Source organism: Propionicicella superfundia DSM 22317 (genome assembly GCF_000423465.1).
Classification (GTDB): Bacteria; Actinomycetota; Actinomycetes; order Propionibacteriales; family Propionibacteriaceae; genus Propionicicella; species Propionicicella superfundia.
In genome coordinates, this window is sequence record NZ_AUIA01000013.1 from 105,457 (window position 1) to 118,999 (window position 13,543).

Annotated in this window: 11 protein-coding genes; 4 read left to right on the plus strand and 7 right to left on the minus strand. The window is 71.4% G+C overall.

All coding sequences use genetic code 11. The annotated features are described in order from the left end of the window. Positions 1 to 7: 7 nt before the first annotated feature. The 7 genes from srlE to G555_RS20975 all read right to left on the minus strand — a co-directional run bounded on the left by srlE (position 8) and on the right by G555_RS20975 (position 7,318). Positions 8 to 1,054: a PTS glucitol/sorbitol transporter subunit IIB gene (srlE, locus tag G555_RS0102235; protein ID WP_028707609.1), complete on the minus strand. Its 1,047-nt coding sequence runs from the start codon at positions 1,052 to 1,054 to the stop codon at positions 8 to 10. A 4-nt stretch (positions 1,055 to 1,058) separates the two neighbouring features. Beyond that, positions 1,059 to 1,610, minus strand: coding sequence for a PTS glucitol/sorbitol transporter subunit IIC (gene srlA, locus G555_RS0102240; RefSeq protein WP_028707610.1), 552 nt, complete (start codon positions 1,608 to 1,610; stop codon positions 1,059 to 1,061). A gap of 186 nt (positions 1,611 to 1,796) precedes the next feature. Further along, entirely contained in the window at positions 1,797 to 2,264 is a 468-nt protein-coding gene (locus tag G555_RS17400; protein ID WP_051208236.1) for a transcriptional regulator GutM, read from the minus strand. 9 nt (positions 2,265 to 2,273) lie between these two features. Then, on the minus strand, positions 2,274 to 4,169 hold the full coding sequence (locus G555_RS0102250) for a BglG family transcription antiterminator (RefSeq protein WP_028707611.1): 1,896 nt from the start codon (positions 4,167 to 4,169) through the stop codon (positions 2,274 to 2,276). Positions 4,170 to 4,479: 310 nt separating this feature from the next. Further along, complete coding sequence (locus G555_RS0102255) at positions 4,480 to 5,469, minus strand: asparaginase (RefSeq protein ID WP_051208238.1); 990 nt, start codon at positions 5,467 to 5,469, stop codon at positions 4,480 to 4,482. Between the two features lie 9 nt (positions 5,470 to 5,478). Next, the gene (locus G555_RS0102260; RefSeq protein ID WP_051208241.1) at positions 5,479 to 6,825 is read right to left on the minus strand and encodes a M20/M25/M40 family metallo-hydrolase; all 1,347 of its coding nucleotides are present in this window, start codon (positions 6,823 to 6,825) and stop codon (positions 5,479 to 5,481) included. Between the two features lie 103 nt (positions 6,826 to 6,928). Continuing rightward, positions 6,929 to 7,318: a hypothetical protein gene (locus G555_RS20975; RefSeq protein WP_051208247.1), complete on the minus strand. Its 390-nt coding sequence runs from the start codon at positions 7,316 to 7,318 to the stop codon at positions 6,929 to 6,931. Positions 7,319 to 7,392: 74 nt separating this feature from the next. Here G555_RS20975 and G555_RS0102270 point away from each other — a divergent pair, with 74 nt between their 5' ends. From G555_RS0102270 to G555_RS0102285, 4 genes are all read left to right on the plus strand, one after another. Beyond that, complete coding sequence (locus tag G555_RS0102270) at positions 7,393 to 8,445, plus strand: permease (protein WP_084634550.1); 1,053 nt, start codon at positions 7,393 to 7,395, stop codon at positions 8,443 to 8,445. After that, positions 8,435 to 9,175 carry a TIGR03943 family putative permease subunit gene (locus G555_RS0102275; protein WP_084634553.1) on the plus strand — a complete coding sequence of 247 codons (741 nt, stop codon included), beginning with the start codon at positions 8,435 to 8,437 and terminating at the stop codon, positions 9,173 to 9,175. Before G555_RS0102270 ends, G555_RS0102275 begins: the two co-directional genes overlap by 11 nt. After that, positions 9,165 to 10,685 (plus strand): Ig-like domain-containing protein, encoded by a 1,521-nt coding sequence (locus G555_RS0102280; protein WP_028707616.1) that lies wholly within the window; start codon positions 9,165 to 9,167, stop codon positions 10,683 to 10,685. Before G555_RS0102275 ends, G555_RS0102280 begins: the two co-directional genes overlap by 11 nt. A 193-nt stretch (positions 10,686 to 10,878) precedes the next feature. Further along, positions 10,879 to 13,536: a fibronectin type III domain-containing protein gene (locus tag G555_RS0102285; protein ID WP_156887388.1), complete on the plus strand. Its 2,658-nt coding sequence runs from the start codon at positions 10,879 to 10,881 to the stop codon at positions 13,534 to 13,536. The last annotated feature ends 7 nt before the right edge of the window (positions 13,537 to 13,543 follow it).

Here is a 13,543-nt window from a genome sequence, read left to right on the forward strand (position 1 = left end):
GGCGGTGTCAGTAGAGGCCGATGCTGGCGAGCCAGGCCACGGCGACACGTGGGACGCCGTTGAGGAAGCGGGAGTACAACACGGACGGCACCCCGACCTCAACGGTCTCGGGCTCCGCCTCCGCCAGCCCGAGGCCGACCGGGATGAAGTCGCAGGCGTTCTGCGTGTTGATCGCGAACAGAGCCGGCAGGGCAAGGCTCGGCGGCACGTTGCCCTTGCCGATCTCGACGCCGATCAGGGTGCCGATGATCTGCCCGATCACCGCTCCGGGGCCGAGCAGCGGCGAGAGGAACGGCAGCGAGCAGATGAATCCGAGCACGAGCAGGCCCCAGCCCGAACCCGCCAGCGGCGTCAGCATCGAAGAGAACCAGTTGCCGAAGCCGGAGGCGTTGATGATGCCGATCAGCATGGCGACGAACGCCATGAACGGGATGACCGTGTTGAGCATTGTCTGGACGCCGTCCCGGCCGGCCTGGAAGAAGATGGACACGACGCGTCCCGCGCCGAGACCGATCCGCTCCAGGATCGACTTCTTCTCCTTCGCGGCGATGGTCTGGGAGATCTTCTTGTCGGTCGACCAGTCGCCCTGAACGGTGAACGCAGGGCCCTTCTCGCCGCCGGGCGTCCCCGCGGCGGAGGCCTCAGCGCCCGCAGCGGCGGCACCGACCTCGACCGCGTCGTCGGCCGCCCTGACCTGTCCGGGACCGACAGCCGACACGTAGATGCCCTCGTGGATGAACTGGGCGAGCGGGCCGGTCTTTCCGGTCGGCATCACGTTGACCGTGGGGATGCCCTTCTTCGGGTAGATGCCGCATCGCAGCGTTCCGCCGCAGTCGATGACGGCCGCGAAGATCTCCTCGTCCGGGACGGACGTCGCGAAGCCGTTCACCGGCTCGGCGCCCGACAGTTCGGCGATCCTGTCGACGACCTCGGGCTTCATGCCGCCGCCGACGATGTACACGAGCTTGTTGCGCTCAGGGGTCGGGGTCAACGTCAACGGCCCGCCGAACCCTCCGCTCCCGCGCTCGATCACGATGGTCCTGTACTCACTCATCGGTTCACACCTCCACCTTCGTCGCCGTGCTGAGCGTCACACCCTGCTGCTTGCTGACCCACCTCGTTGTGAGGTCGGTGACCCACCCTCCGAGGAAGTTCATGACGAGGCCCACGAGGAGATAGCGGATCGCGAGCGGCCCTGTGCTGAGGCCGAGTTGCTCCACGCCGTGGGCAATGCCGAGCCAGATGAACAGCTCGGCCGGGTTGATGTGCGGGAAGACGCCGTTGCTGGTGTGGCAGAACTGCGCGGCGCTGGCGAAGTAGCTGGGCTTGTACCGCTCGGGCATGAACCGGCCGAGCGAATGCACCATCGGGTTCGCGAGCATGAACGAGCCGAGGAACGGCAGCAGCAGGTACCTCGAGACCGGGTTGTTGCCCGCCTTGGCGGCGAGCGTGTTGATCCTGTCCTCGCCGATCAGTTGGATCAGCGAGTTCATAGCGATGATCAGCATCAGGACAAGGGGCACGATGCCCGTCATCCAGCTGAGGAACGTCTCCGCGCCGGCCTTGAACAGTCCGATGAACCATTCGGCGACGCCGACAACGTTATTCATGGTCACTCCTTTCGAGCGGTCGTGGGAGCAGAAACGAGCAGGGCCGGCCAGGGCAGGTGGTGCAGTGACGCCCTGGTGGGCACGTGGAAGGGGCTCACCCGCGGGTGAGGGCCGGAATCGGTCCGGCGAGTCGCGGGACGCGCGACGCGATACACGCTGAACCCGGTGACGGGGGTGGGGCGACGGTCAGCCCCCGGCGGCCTGCGCCCTGGAGGAGCGTCGGACGACGACGCGGAGCCGGTCGGCGATCTGCGTCAGCGGGCCGGGAGGTTCGGGAGGCCTGCCGCCGGTGAGAACGATGCGGTAGTTGTCGCGGGCGTTGGCGACGGCCTGCCGCACGCTCCGGGGAAACCGCCTGTCGGTCTCGGGCGCCACCGAGATGAGGTCGGCGCCGTCGAAGGCGCCCCACCGGCGAAACCGCGCGAAGACCGTCACCCCGTTGAGGCGATGCCCCTCGGCGATCCCGCCGGCGTCGTCCAACAGGAACATCACGATCGCGCCCGCGGTGAGCAGGCCCTTCTTCTTGCCGATCGCGACCTTGCCGCGGCGGTGCAACGCGGTGAAGGTACGCGTGAAGTCCTTCGCCTGCTTCAACGCGAGCACCGTCTGCGTCGCGTAGATGACCGCGAAGCCGATGAGAAAGATCCAGAACATGGTGACTCCTTAGAGGACGTGGTCCTCGGCAGCGCTCTCCATCAGGTAGAAGAACTGCTCGTAGGTCGAGAGACGGGAGACCTTGCTCAGCAGGAGCCGGTTGGACCCGAGCCGGATGAGGTCGTCGTATGCACGGATGAGGATGGTGTCGTCGTAGAGCGCCTTTTCGGGCGCGGCCATGAGGAAGATCGCGCGAAGCCCCTCCTCCGCGTCCCCGCGTGGGATCAGGCCGAGCGCGCACACGAGGTGCTCCCCGTGCGGCGCAACGGCGTGCGGGAACGCGAGGACCTCGTCGAGGAGCATGGTGGCCCGCTTCTCGCGCTCGGCGACGGCCGAGCGGAATGCCTCGTCCATCAGGCCACGTTCGACCAGATGGTCGATGAGGAGCCTCGTCCCGTCGAGGTAGGCGCAGTCTCGCGGAAGCGGTACGAACCGGTCGGCGTCGAGGAGCGTCACCAGAATCGACCCGGCGTGACGCGGCAGGGCGAGCTGCCTGTACCCGGGGAAGCGCATCGCCGCCAGCCGGCGGGCCAACTCCGAGCTGTCGAACACCTCGGAGAGCTGCAGCACCGGGGCGGGCACGTCGACCGTTGTCCCGGGTGTGGCGACGACGAGGTCCGCGTCGTGCACCCGCTCGTCCGTGTCCGTCGAGAACATCTGGAACGTCGTCCCGGGCGGGAGGACCTTGGCCATCCTCGTCTGGATGAGGCGAGCGACACCCGGCCCTCGTGGCGTCACGATCGCGACCCGGAACGGGGGCTGCGGCCGCGCGGCGTGATCCTCCAGGTACACCTGGAAATATGTCGCGGTGAGGGCCACCTCGGTGTCGTCCATGGCCAGGCCGGTGCGCTCGGCGATGACGCCCCGGGCGATCGTCGCCATGTGGTGCGCCAGCGGGTACTGGGCCCGGATCTGCTCGACCTGGATCGGCTCGGTGACGTGCTGCGAATAGCGCATCCGATTGATCATGAAGGCGAGGTGGTGACTGAACTCGGCGAGGAGCCCGCCGGCGTCGACCTCGACGTCCATCGTGTCGCGGATCTGGCGGCAGATGTCCTCGACGAGGTCGGGGACGGCCTCGGGCGACCCCTCCCTGTCCTCGGCGACGGTGGGTGTCCGGCGTCCTGCGGCCGGGATGGCGAGGAACAGCACCTCGGCCGGCGGCAGCGTCTCGGCGATCAGCGGTTCGAGCCGTGCGGCCACCCGTCGGGCCAGGTCGTGGGCGCGCGTGTTCGCGAGGCTCTGGTACTCGACGGGCAGTGTGACGAGCGGATGCCCGCCGAGATACCGGTCCAGGATCACGGTCGCCCATCGGTGCACGGTCGCGGCGACGTCCTGCGGCAACCCGCCCTCGGCGACCGCCGATGTCAGTGCCGCGGTGAGCTCGGGGCCGAGAGGGTAGTCGGCATAGGCCGCGTCCCAGGCGTAGCGGAGCACGGCGAGGCGGATCCCGAGTTCGGGCCCGTCCAACCGGAGACCGACGTGAGTGCGTCCCTCGATGCGCACGTCGAGCCCCGACAGTCCCTCGCGGAGCCGGGCCAGGTCCGCGACGACCGTCGTCCGGCCCACGAACATCTCCGCGACGAGTTCCTCGATGCGCACCGGCCGCTCGCTGCGCATGAGTCGCGCCAGGATGAACGCCGTCCGCCGCTGGGGGTCGCCGAGACCGGCGTCGATCCCCACGATCCGCTCGCGTGCCGCGCGCAGCCCGTCCGTGTCGACGACGAGGAGCCTGTAGCGTCCGCGGTGCAGCCTGACCGAGCCGGCGGCACCGAGCGCGACGTTGAGCTGGGCGACCTCCGCCGCGACGGTCTTCTCGCTCACGCCGAAGCGGTCGGCGAGCGTGGCGGGGGACACGGACAGGGACGTCTCGAGCTGGTTCAGGATGGCGGCCTGCCGGTTCATCGTCCCTCCTCCGTTGGTGGCAACCTCTCAGGTTGCTCGGGACGTTACCGGTCGCAGGGGCGAGCGGGAATGCGGGAATGGTCCGCCCCTCCGGCGTTCTGCGCCGCCACGGTGGCCGAATCCGGGCCGGAGCGTGTTCAGGACGGGGTCGGACAGGTGCCGGAGGTGGCGCGCCGCCGCGGCGGACGGAGGAACGATCCCGCCGAACGCTCCCAAACCCCCGGAAAGCCGCCGTTTTCCGGCAGCTTCGGAGCGTTCGCGGGCGGGACCCGGGGGTTTGGGAGCGTTCGGGGCCGTGTCGGCGGGACGCTCAGTCGTCGAACGCCGCGAACAGGCCGGGGACGTCCGCCGCGGGACGCCCCGCCGCGGTCGCGGCCCACAGCAGCGTCCGCGCCTTCCGCGGATCCAGGGCTCCGGCCAGGATCGCGCCCTTGCGGCCGAGGTCGATCTCGGAGCCCTCGTACCCGTACGTCTCCCGCAACGTCCCCCCGCTGCCCGTGCGCGACGCGACGACGATCGGGACGTCGGCGGCCGCCTCCGCGACCACCCGCGCAACCCGCGCCGGCAGATGCCCGACGCCGAACGCGCCGAGGACGACGCCATCCGCACCCGCGTCGAGCACCGCCCGCAGCGTCGTGCCGTCGTCCCCGACGAACGTCTCCAGCAACGGCACGTAGGGATCCGACAGCGGCGCCGCGATGCGCACCGCAGGGCGCGGCATCGGGCGGGCGCGCAGACGTCCCTCGATCACGAAGCCGACCGGGCCGAAACCCGGCGACTGGAACGTGCTGACGGCCCAGGAATGCGTCTTCCGGACGACCCTGGCCGCGTGCGCGGTCTGGTCGAGCACCACGAGCACGCCCTGGTCGCGCAGCGCACCGGACGACGCGACGACGGCCGCGGTGAGAAGGTTCGCCGGGCCGTCGGCCGACACCTGCCGCGGCGCCCGCATGGCCCCGGTCACGATGAACGGGTGCGGCAGCTCCCAGTACAGGTCGAGCAGGAACGAGGACTCCTCGATGGTGTCGGTGCCCTGCGCCAGCATCACACCGGACGCACCCTGGTCCACCTGCTCCCGACCCCATTCGGCGACATCCCAGAAGCGGGTGATCGGGAACGACGGGCTGGGGATCGAGGCCAGCGTGTCGACGCGGATCTCGCAGACCTCGCTCAGCCCGGGCACCGACGCGGCAAGGTCGGCCGCCGTCAGCGTCGGCTGGACCCCGCCGGAATCGCCCGGCGTCATCGTGATCGTCCCGCCGACACTCGCGAGCGCGACGATGGGCAGTCCCTCGGGCATGAACCCTCCTCAGCAGGTGGCGATGACGCGCCGCAGGACGCGCGCGCCGAACCGGACGGCGTCCACCGGCACACGCTCGTCGACGCCGTGGAACAGCGGAGCGAAGTCGAGATCGGCGGGCAGCCGCAGCGGGGCGAACCCGTAGCCGGCGATGCCGAGCGGGCGCAGCTCCTTGTTGTCGGTGCCGGCCGACAGGCAGTACGGCACGACCTGCGCACCCGGGTCCTCGGCGTCGATCGCGGCCGCGAGGACGTCGATGAGCGGACCCTCGGCCGGAACGTCCAGCGGCAGGTTCATCCGGTCGACGACGAGCTCGACATGCTCCCCGCACAGCGCGCGCAGCGTGTCGAGGACGACGTCCTCCGACCCGGGCAGGAACCGGCAGTCGATGGACGCCTCGGCCGAACCCGGCACGACGTTGGACTTGCGGCCCGCCAGCAGGGTCGTCACGTTCGCGGAGTTGGCGAGCGTGCCGGCGACGAACTGCCGGGCACCGCCCAACTGCGGCAGGAACGCGGCCGGGTCGTCGGGGTCCCAGCCGATCCCCGTGACCTCGGAGACGTGATCGAGCAGCGTGATCACGGGCGGGATCAGCTCCGTGCCCCAGTCGTGCGCGTCGATCCGGCAGATCGCCTGCGCGAGACGCACGATCGCGTTCTCGTCGTTGGGCACCGACCCGTGCCCGGCGCGGCCCCGCGCGCGGATCCGCATCCACGCGTACCCCTTCTCGGCGGTCTGCAGCAGGTACGTCCGGCGTGCGGGCCCGCCGCCGGCCGGAGTGAGCGTGATCGAGTACCCGCCGACCTCGCTGATCGCCTCGCTGCACCCGGCGAACACCTCCGGGTGGTTCTTCACCAGCCACTCGGCGCCGTAGGCCCCGCCCGCCTCCTCGTCGGCGAAGAACCCGAACACGATGTCGCGCGGCGGGACGGCGCCCGTGCGCGCCAGCGAACGCAGGTTGGCGAGCAGCATCGCCACCATGTCCTTCATGTCGACGGCACCGCGCCCGTGGATCATGCCGTCGCGGATCTCCCCGGAGAACGGGGGCACGGACCAGTCGTCGGCATCGGCCGGGACGACGTCCAGGTGGCCGTGCAGGACGAGTCCGGGACGATCGCGGTCGGCCCCCGGGACGCGCACGACGACGCTGGCCCGGCGAGGCGCCGACTCGACGTACTGCGGTTCGAGCCCGACCTCGCGCAGGACCTCCATCACGTACTCGGCGGCCTCCTGTTCGCACGGCCCGGTACCGTCGCCGTAGTTCGTCGAATCGATCCGGATCAGCTCACAGGTGATGCGGACGGCCTCGTCCTGGATGAGGTCGAGTTCGGCGGAGTCGATGGTCTGCTCGGTCACGATGCTCCTGGGTCGTGGGTGCTGCCGCTCCGGTCACTCTACGACCCGGCCGCTCGGGGGGCCCTGCCGCGCCCGCCTCCGCTCGTCGGTTGGCCGTCCGTTCTCAGCGCCGGTCGGGCCGCTCGGCGTGGAACGCGCGACACCACCGCCCCAACGACGGTGCTGTGACGAGGAGGAACACGGCGAAGACCGTCTGGTTCACGACGCCGTACAGCGGATTGCCGCCGATGGTGGCGAAGACGATCCAGTTCACGGCGATGTCGGCGAGGATCACGACCACGGCCAGGACGACCCCCGCCACGCGCCGGAACGCGAGGAGTCCCACGACCAGCAGGTCGAGGACGGTGAGCGAGATCCAGAACACCCGGAGCCCGGCCGGGAAACCCGCATAGACCTCGGTGCCGGCGGCGGCGAGGTCGAGGACGTGGCTCACGGTCCCGACCAGGAAGCCCGCGATCCACAGGAGGTGGATCACCCGAAGCGCACGCGGCATGGGTCTCACGCTAGTGCCCGACACCCGCCCGGCCAGGACTTTTGCCGGGCGAGGCATGCCTAGACTGGCCCGCGATGGCTCAACGCTCGGCTGTGTCGGCCGTGTCTCACGACCACCACGAACACGACCATGCGGCGCCACCCCCACACGGGGCCCGTGGCGTCGCCCTGCGGGGTGCCATCGGTCTGGCGGCCGTCGCCGCCCTCCTCGCCCTGCGGCTCGTGGCCGACCCCGACTGGACGTCGTGGCTCCCCGCCGCCGGGCGTGATCTCGTCACGCTGTCGCTCAGTGTCCTGCTCGAATCGCTGCCCTTCGTCTTCCTCGGCATCGCGATCTCGATCCTCGTGCAGATCTGGCTCCCCGACCGGGCCTGGAGGCTGCTGCCGCGGCAGCCGACGCTGCGGCGCGCGGCGCTGTCGGTGCTGGGTGTCCTGTTCCCCGTGTGCCAGTGCGGCAACGTTCCGCTGGCACGCGGGCTGATGCTGCGCGGACTCGGCGTCGGCGAGACGCTGACCTTCCTCGTGGCGGCGCCCATCCTGAACCCCGTCACCATCATCACGACCTACCAGGCGTTCGGCTTCGACCGCGGAATCCTGGTCTCGCGGATCGTCGGGGCGTTCGTCATCGCCAACCTCGTCGGCTGGGTGTTCTCGCGGCACCCGGCTCCGTCGACCCTGCTCACGCCGAGCTTCGAGGCGGCGTGCGCGGCCGACGAGCACACGGGCGGACGCTGGCGACGCAGCGCGGAGTCCTTCGCCACCGAGACGACGGCGATGCTTCCCGCCCTCGTCGCCGGGTCCTTCCTGGCCGGTGCGATCCAGGTGGGCGTGCCGCGGGACGTCCTGCTCGGGCTCGGCGGTCATCCCGTGCTGTCGGTGGCCGTTCTCATGCTGCTGGCCTTCGTCGTCTCCCTGTGCTCGAACGTCGACGCCTTCTTCATCCTCGCGTTCGCCTCGACGTTCGCGACCGGTGGCATCGTGGCCTTCCTCGTCTTCGGGGCGATGGTCGACATCAAGATGCTCGCCCTGCTGCGCACCACGTACACGACGCGGGCCCTCATCCTGCTCACCGCCGTCGTGGGACTCTGTTCCCTCGTGCTGGGATTGGGGTTGAACCTTGTCCTCTGACTCGCACCATGACCATGGCCACCGGGCCGGCCCCGGCCGGCACGTCCCACCCTGGGGACTGCTGCTGACCCTCATCGGCTCGGTGTCGATCCTGTGGCTCGGCACCACCGGACAGTTGGGCCTGTACATCCACCCGCGCTACTTCGTGTTCACCGAGGTCACGGCCGCCCTGGCGGCGCTGGCCGCCGTCGCCGCCTTCGCCGTCCGGGCCGCCTCGACGGCCGGAGGACGCGGCTGGACGGCCGGGGCGACGGCCGTCGTCCTCGTGCTCACGCTGCTCGTGATCCCGCCCGCCACGCTGTCGAACGCCACCGTGCAGCAGCGTTCGGTGAACGCCTCCGTCGACACGGGCGACACCACGAAGCTCGTCGGCACCGACCCGTCCAACTTCACGGTCCGCGACTGGGCCGGGATCATCGCCGATCCCGGCAGCGCCGCCACCTACGCGGGCCAGAAGGTCACCCTCGTCGGCTTCGTCAGCCCGACGGCGAGCGGTGCGGCCGACACGTTCTTCCTCACCCGTTTCGTCATCACCTGCTGCGCCGCGGACGCCGTCCCGGTGGGGGTCCCGGTCACCGCGTCCCGGTGGGCCGACACGTACAGCGCCGACCAGTGGGTGAAGGTGACCGGCAGCTTCGTCCCCGCCGGCGACTCCGGGGACGCGGCGCTCGTCCTCAAACCCCAGACCATCGCGGTCGTCCCCCAGCCGGCGCAGCCCTATGAAGGGTGACACGCACCGTCCCCGCCGCCGGCCGGGGACGAACCCCACCACCCCCGAGGAGCAGCCCGTCGGCACGCGCCGCTTCTGGCTCCTCGCGACGACACTGAGCGTCGCACTCGCGCTGATCGCCGCGGTGCTCGCGTTCGTCGCGGTCGTCCGCGGGCCGGATCTCGTGTCCGCGTCGATCTCCCCGACGCGGAGCGTCACGGTGGCGGGTGAGCGGCTTCGGCTGCGGTCGCGGCAGCCGCTGGCCGAGGTGTCCGCGGACCAGGTCCGCATCGAGCCGGCCGTGCCCTGCACCGTGACCACCAAGGACTCGACGCTCACGATCCGCTTCACCGCGCCGCTGTCCTACGACACCCGCTACACGGTGACCGTCTCCGATGCCCGCAGCAGGGACACGGGAACCACCCTCGACTGGACCTACGCCTTCTCCACCCCGTCGGCGTCGCTGTACACGCTTCTCGCCCACCGGGGCGACACGGCCGCCGCGACCGCGGACGCCGTCCTGCGGGCGAGTTCCGAGGACACGGACACGTCCGCCCCGGCCGACACGGCGCTCGCCGCCGAACGGCTGTCCCAGTTCACCGTCGCGGGAGGCCGGATCGTCGCCGTCAGCCAACCCGAGGCAGAGGCGCCGCGCCTCGTGACCGTCCCCGCGACGGCCACGTCACCGACGTCCGGCGACGGCACGACGAGCCCCGGGACGACCTCCGCGACAGCCGATGCGGCGGCCGTCCAGACACCCGCGGCGTCGACGATCGACCAGCTTCGCGCGTCGCCGGACGGCGCGCGCTTCGGGTACGTCGTCAGCGGCCGGGACACGACCGCCGGGACGACGTACGTCGACGCCCTCTTCGTCCAGGACGCCGGCGACCTCGCCGCGGCCCCGTTGGAGATCGCCGACTCCGGCACCCCCTTCTCGGTGCAGGACTGGCGATTCGTGCCGGGCGTCGCGGCCGTCGTCGTGCTGACCACCGAGGGCCGCGCGTATCTGGTGTACCTCGATGCCGACACGGCCCCCGTGACCCTGGGCAGCTTCGCCCAGCTCATCGACTTCCTGCCGGGGACGACCACCCTCGCGGTCATGAGCAACGCCTCCGAGGTCCTCATCGACCTGACGACGGGCACGACGTCCCCGGTCGCGGCCACCGTCGGCGAGACCGAGACGGCGATTCCCGGCAGGCGCACCGAGCTCAGCGCCGACGGCTACCTCATGGAGCTCAACCAGATCGAGTACGGCGGCGGCACCACCCGCATCACCACCCGGCTCGTCCACGTGTCCGCCGGTCGGACCACGGCGATCGCCGAGGTCGGCCCGGACGAGGGCGAGGTGCAGGGAAGCGGTGTGTCCCCGAACGGCCAGTACGCCTGGATGACCGTGCTCGACCCGGACGCGCCGGTGGAGGACTTCTCGTCGGGCGCGTCCGACCACGCGACGACCACCGTCTACGACCTGGCGACGGGCCGGCAGGTGGCCCAGGTCCGCGGATCCGGCCCGTCGTGGGGCATCGCCTGAGCGCACATCGGCGACCGCCCCATGAGACGCCTGTCCTACATTCTGGCGACAGGGGATCTGCGTATTCCCCCGACCATCGGCCCCCGACCGGCGAACAATGCGAAATGGTGCCCGCCCCGTTCTCGCGGGTTCTGCCGATCGGAGTTTCAGCGTGCGTCGTGGCCTCGCAACCGTCCTCTTCTCCTGTGTCGTGGTGACATCGGCGCTTGCCGCTCCACCCGCGCACGCCGACGACACGATCGTGGACGCTGCCGACTGCACCGCGGTGACGACGCACCTCGCGACGAGCACCGAGCAGACCGTGCGCCTGACGGGCGACATCGGCTCCGCCGACGCCCCGTGCCCGAACGCGATCGTGTCGGGGACGAAGACGCTGGACCTGAACGGCCACTCGCTGTTCGCCGGAGGAGGCGGGAGCTACCGAGCGGGGATCGGCGTATCCGCCGGCAACAGCCTCACCGTCGTCGGGGACGCCGCCTCGCTGCTGAGCGCCACCGGAGGCCTGTACGCCGCGGGCATCGGCGGGTACGACAACAGCGAGGGCACGGGCGGCGGGGGATCCGTCACCATCCGGGGAGGCACCGTGGTCGCCACGGGCGGGGAGTCCGGCGCCGGCATCGGCTCGGGCTTCCTGACCGGGGGCGGCGGCTCGCCCGCCGTCCTGATCACCGGCGGCTCGGTCACCGCGACCGGAGGCCTGTCGGGCGCCGGCATCGGTGGCGGAAGCGGAATGCTCAACGCGGGCGGCGGCGGCACGGTGACCGTCTCCGGCGGCACCGTGACCGCCGTCGGCGGGGGGCCCAAGAGCGGCAGCACCGGCGCCGCCGGGATCGGAGCCGGACGCGCGCTCTCCGCGCCCCGGGGAGCCGGTGCCACGCTCGTCGTGAGCGGCGGAACCGTTTCGGCGACGGGCGGATCGGGTGCACCAGGGATTGCCCCCGGCCTGACGGAACTGACCCAGGCCGGCTCGGTGAGCGTCCTCGGCGGTACGCTCAGCGTCCGTCCCGGCTCCGGAGGACCGAGCGCCATCGGCTGGGCCACGGCGAAATCCTGGCCCGACACGGGCGTCTCCGGCGCAGGAGTCCTGTCCATCCCCACCGGGGCGAAGCTCGACATCCCTGCCGGGAAGAGCCTGACACTCGCCGGCGGCCTCGTGACGAACAGCGGCTCGATCAGCGTCGAAGGAGCCGTCGCCGGTCAAGGGACCGTGACCAACGACGGGACGATCGCCACGTCCGGTGCCGGGACGGTCTCCGACGACGGCACGGGCGACGGCGTGCACGGCCTGCGCGTCGAGCACAACAACTACCTCGTCGCCTCCGCCGACCCCGTGGTCGCGCTGCGCGTCTACGCGCCGACCCTCGCCGCCGGCGGCGCGAGCCTTCCTGCCCTGGCCGACAGCGACGACCGCGCCCGCCGCTGGTACACCGCGAGCGGCGTCCCGATGACGAACGCCACCGCCCTGAGCGGCATCGCCGGGGCCGGTCCCGCGACCATCGCGATCCACCCCGACTACACCGCATCCGCGACGGCGCCCGTCCTCACCGCTTCCGGCGGCACGACCTCGATCGGCCTGTCATGGACCGCGGCCGGCACCGCGCAGGGAACGCTCACCGGCTACCGCGTCCAGTACCGGCCGGTGAGCGAGGATGCCTGGACCGTCCGCGACCTCGGCGTCACGACGACCGGAATGCTCTCGGGCCTGTCGCCCGGCACATATCAGGTTCGTGTCGGCGGGCTGATCGACGCCGCCGCCGGCGCCTGGTCGGCGATCGTCACCGCCTCCGTCACAGGCACGGGAACGGCGGACTGGACGGGGCCGAACGGAATCCTCGCCCCGGACGCCGTCCTTCAGCGAGGCGATGCGCTCCGCTTCACCGCCGGCGGGCTGCCTCCGGACACCGTGATCGCACTGACCTTCGACGACGCGGTGATCGCATCCGGCTCGACCGACGCGCAGGGCATGCTCACGGCGGACACCTCGGTACCCGCGGGCGCGGACGTGGGCACACACACCCTGGGTGCCACGATGACGGACCCCACCGGGACGCCGACGCGGCTCGAGCTCGCGATCACGGTCGTCGACATCCCCGCCCCCACGCTCACCGTCCGCGGAGGGATGCGCTCCGTCGCACTGGAGTGGACACCGGTCGCATCGTCTCCGGACGCCCTCACCGGGTACGCCGTGCAGTACCGGGAGAGCAGCGCGACGCAGTGGGAGACGGTGTCCACGACGGACTCCGCCACCGAGATCGACGGCCTTTCCCCGGGCAGCTACAGGTTCCGCGTGGCGGGACTGGTCGAGGACGCCGTCGGTGGGTGGTCGGAGGTCGCCGAGGCGACCGTCACCGGGACCGGGGCCCTCGCCTGGAGAGGACCCACAGGGACCCTGCTGCCCGGGGCGACCCTCCACCCCGGCGAGGACCTCGCCCTCGCCGGTCTCGGCCTACCGCCCGGGACGACGGTGACGCTGTCGATCCACTCCGATCCCGTCGTCCTCGCGACCGCGACCGTCGACGCCGCCGGACGGTTCGACCTCACCGGACGCGTGCCGGCCACGACCACGACCGGAACGCACACCCTCGTCGCGGTGCTCACGGACCCCGCCGGAGGGGTCGTCGTCACACAGATGCCGATCGCGGTCGCACCGGTCCGTCCCGCGGGAACGCCCACCGCGGCGCCCGAAGGGACACCGGCCGGTCGCGCCGCAGCGGATTCCGGCCCTGCCTCCGCCGCGACGCTCGCCGACACCGGGATCGCACCGGCGACGAGCGTCCTCGCCCTGCTCGGGCTGCTGACGGCCCTCGCCGGCGCGAGCCGGCTGACGCGTGGACGCCCGCGGCGCCCCTGACGCGACC

Coding starts and splice junctions, on each gene's coding strand:
- G555_RS20975 (WP_051208247.1), bottom strand. CDS start 7,318: ATGCCGCGTGCGCTTCGGGTGATCCACCTCCTGTGGATCGCGGGCTTC.
- G555_RS0102250 (WP_028707611.1), bottom strand. CDS start 4,169: ATGAACCGGCAGGCCGCCATCCTGAACCAGCTCGAGACGTCCCTGTCC.
- G555_RS17400 (WP_051208236.1), bottom strand. CDS start 2,264: ATGTTCTGGATCTTTCTCATCGGCTTCGCGGTCATCTACGCGACGCAG.
- srlA (WP_028707610.1), bottom strand. CDS start 1,610: ATGAATAACGTTGTCGGCGTCGCCGAATGGTTCATCGGACTGTTCAAG.
- G555_RS0102280 (WP_028707616.1), top strand. CDS start 9,165: ATGAAGGGTGACACGCACCGTCCCCGCCGCCGGCCGGGGACGAACCCC.
- srlE (WP_028707609.1), bottom strand. CDS start 1,054: ATGAGTGAGTACAGGACCATCGTGATCGAGCGCGGGAGCGGAGGGTTC.
- G555_RS0102270 (WP_084634550.1), top strand. CDS start 7,393: ATGGCTCAACGCTCGGCTGTGTCGGCCGTGTCTCACGACCACCACGAA.
- G555_RS0102255 (WP_051208238.1), bottom strand. CDS start 5,469: ATGCCCGAGGGACTGCCCATCGTCGCGCTCGCGAGTGTCGGCGGGACG.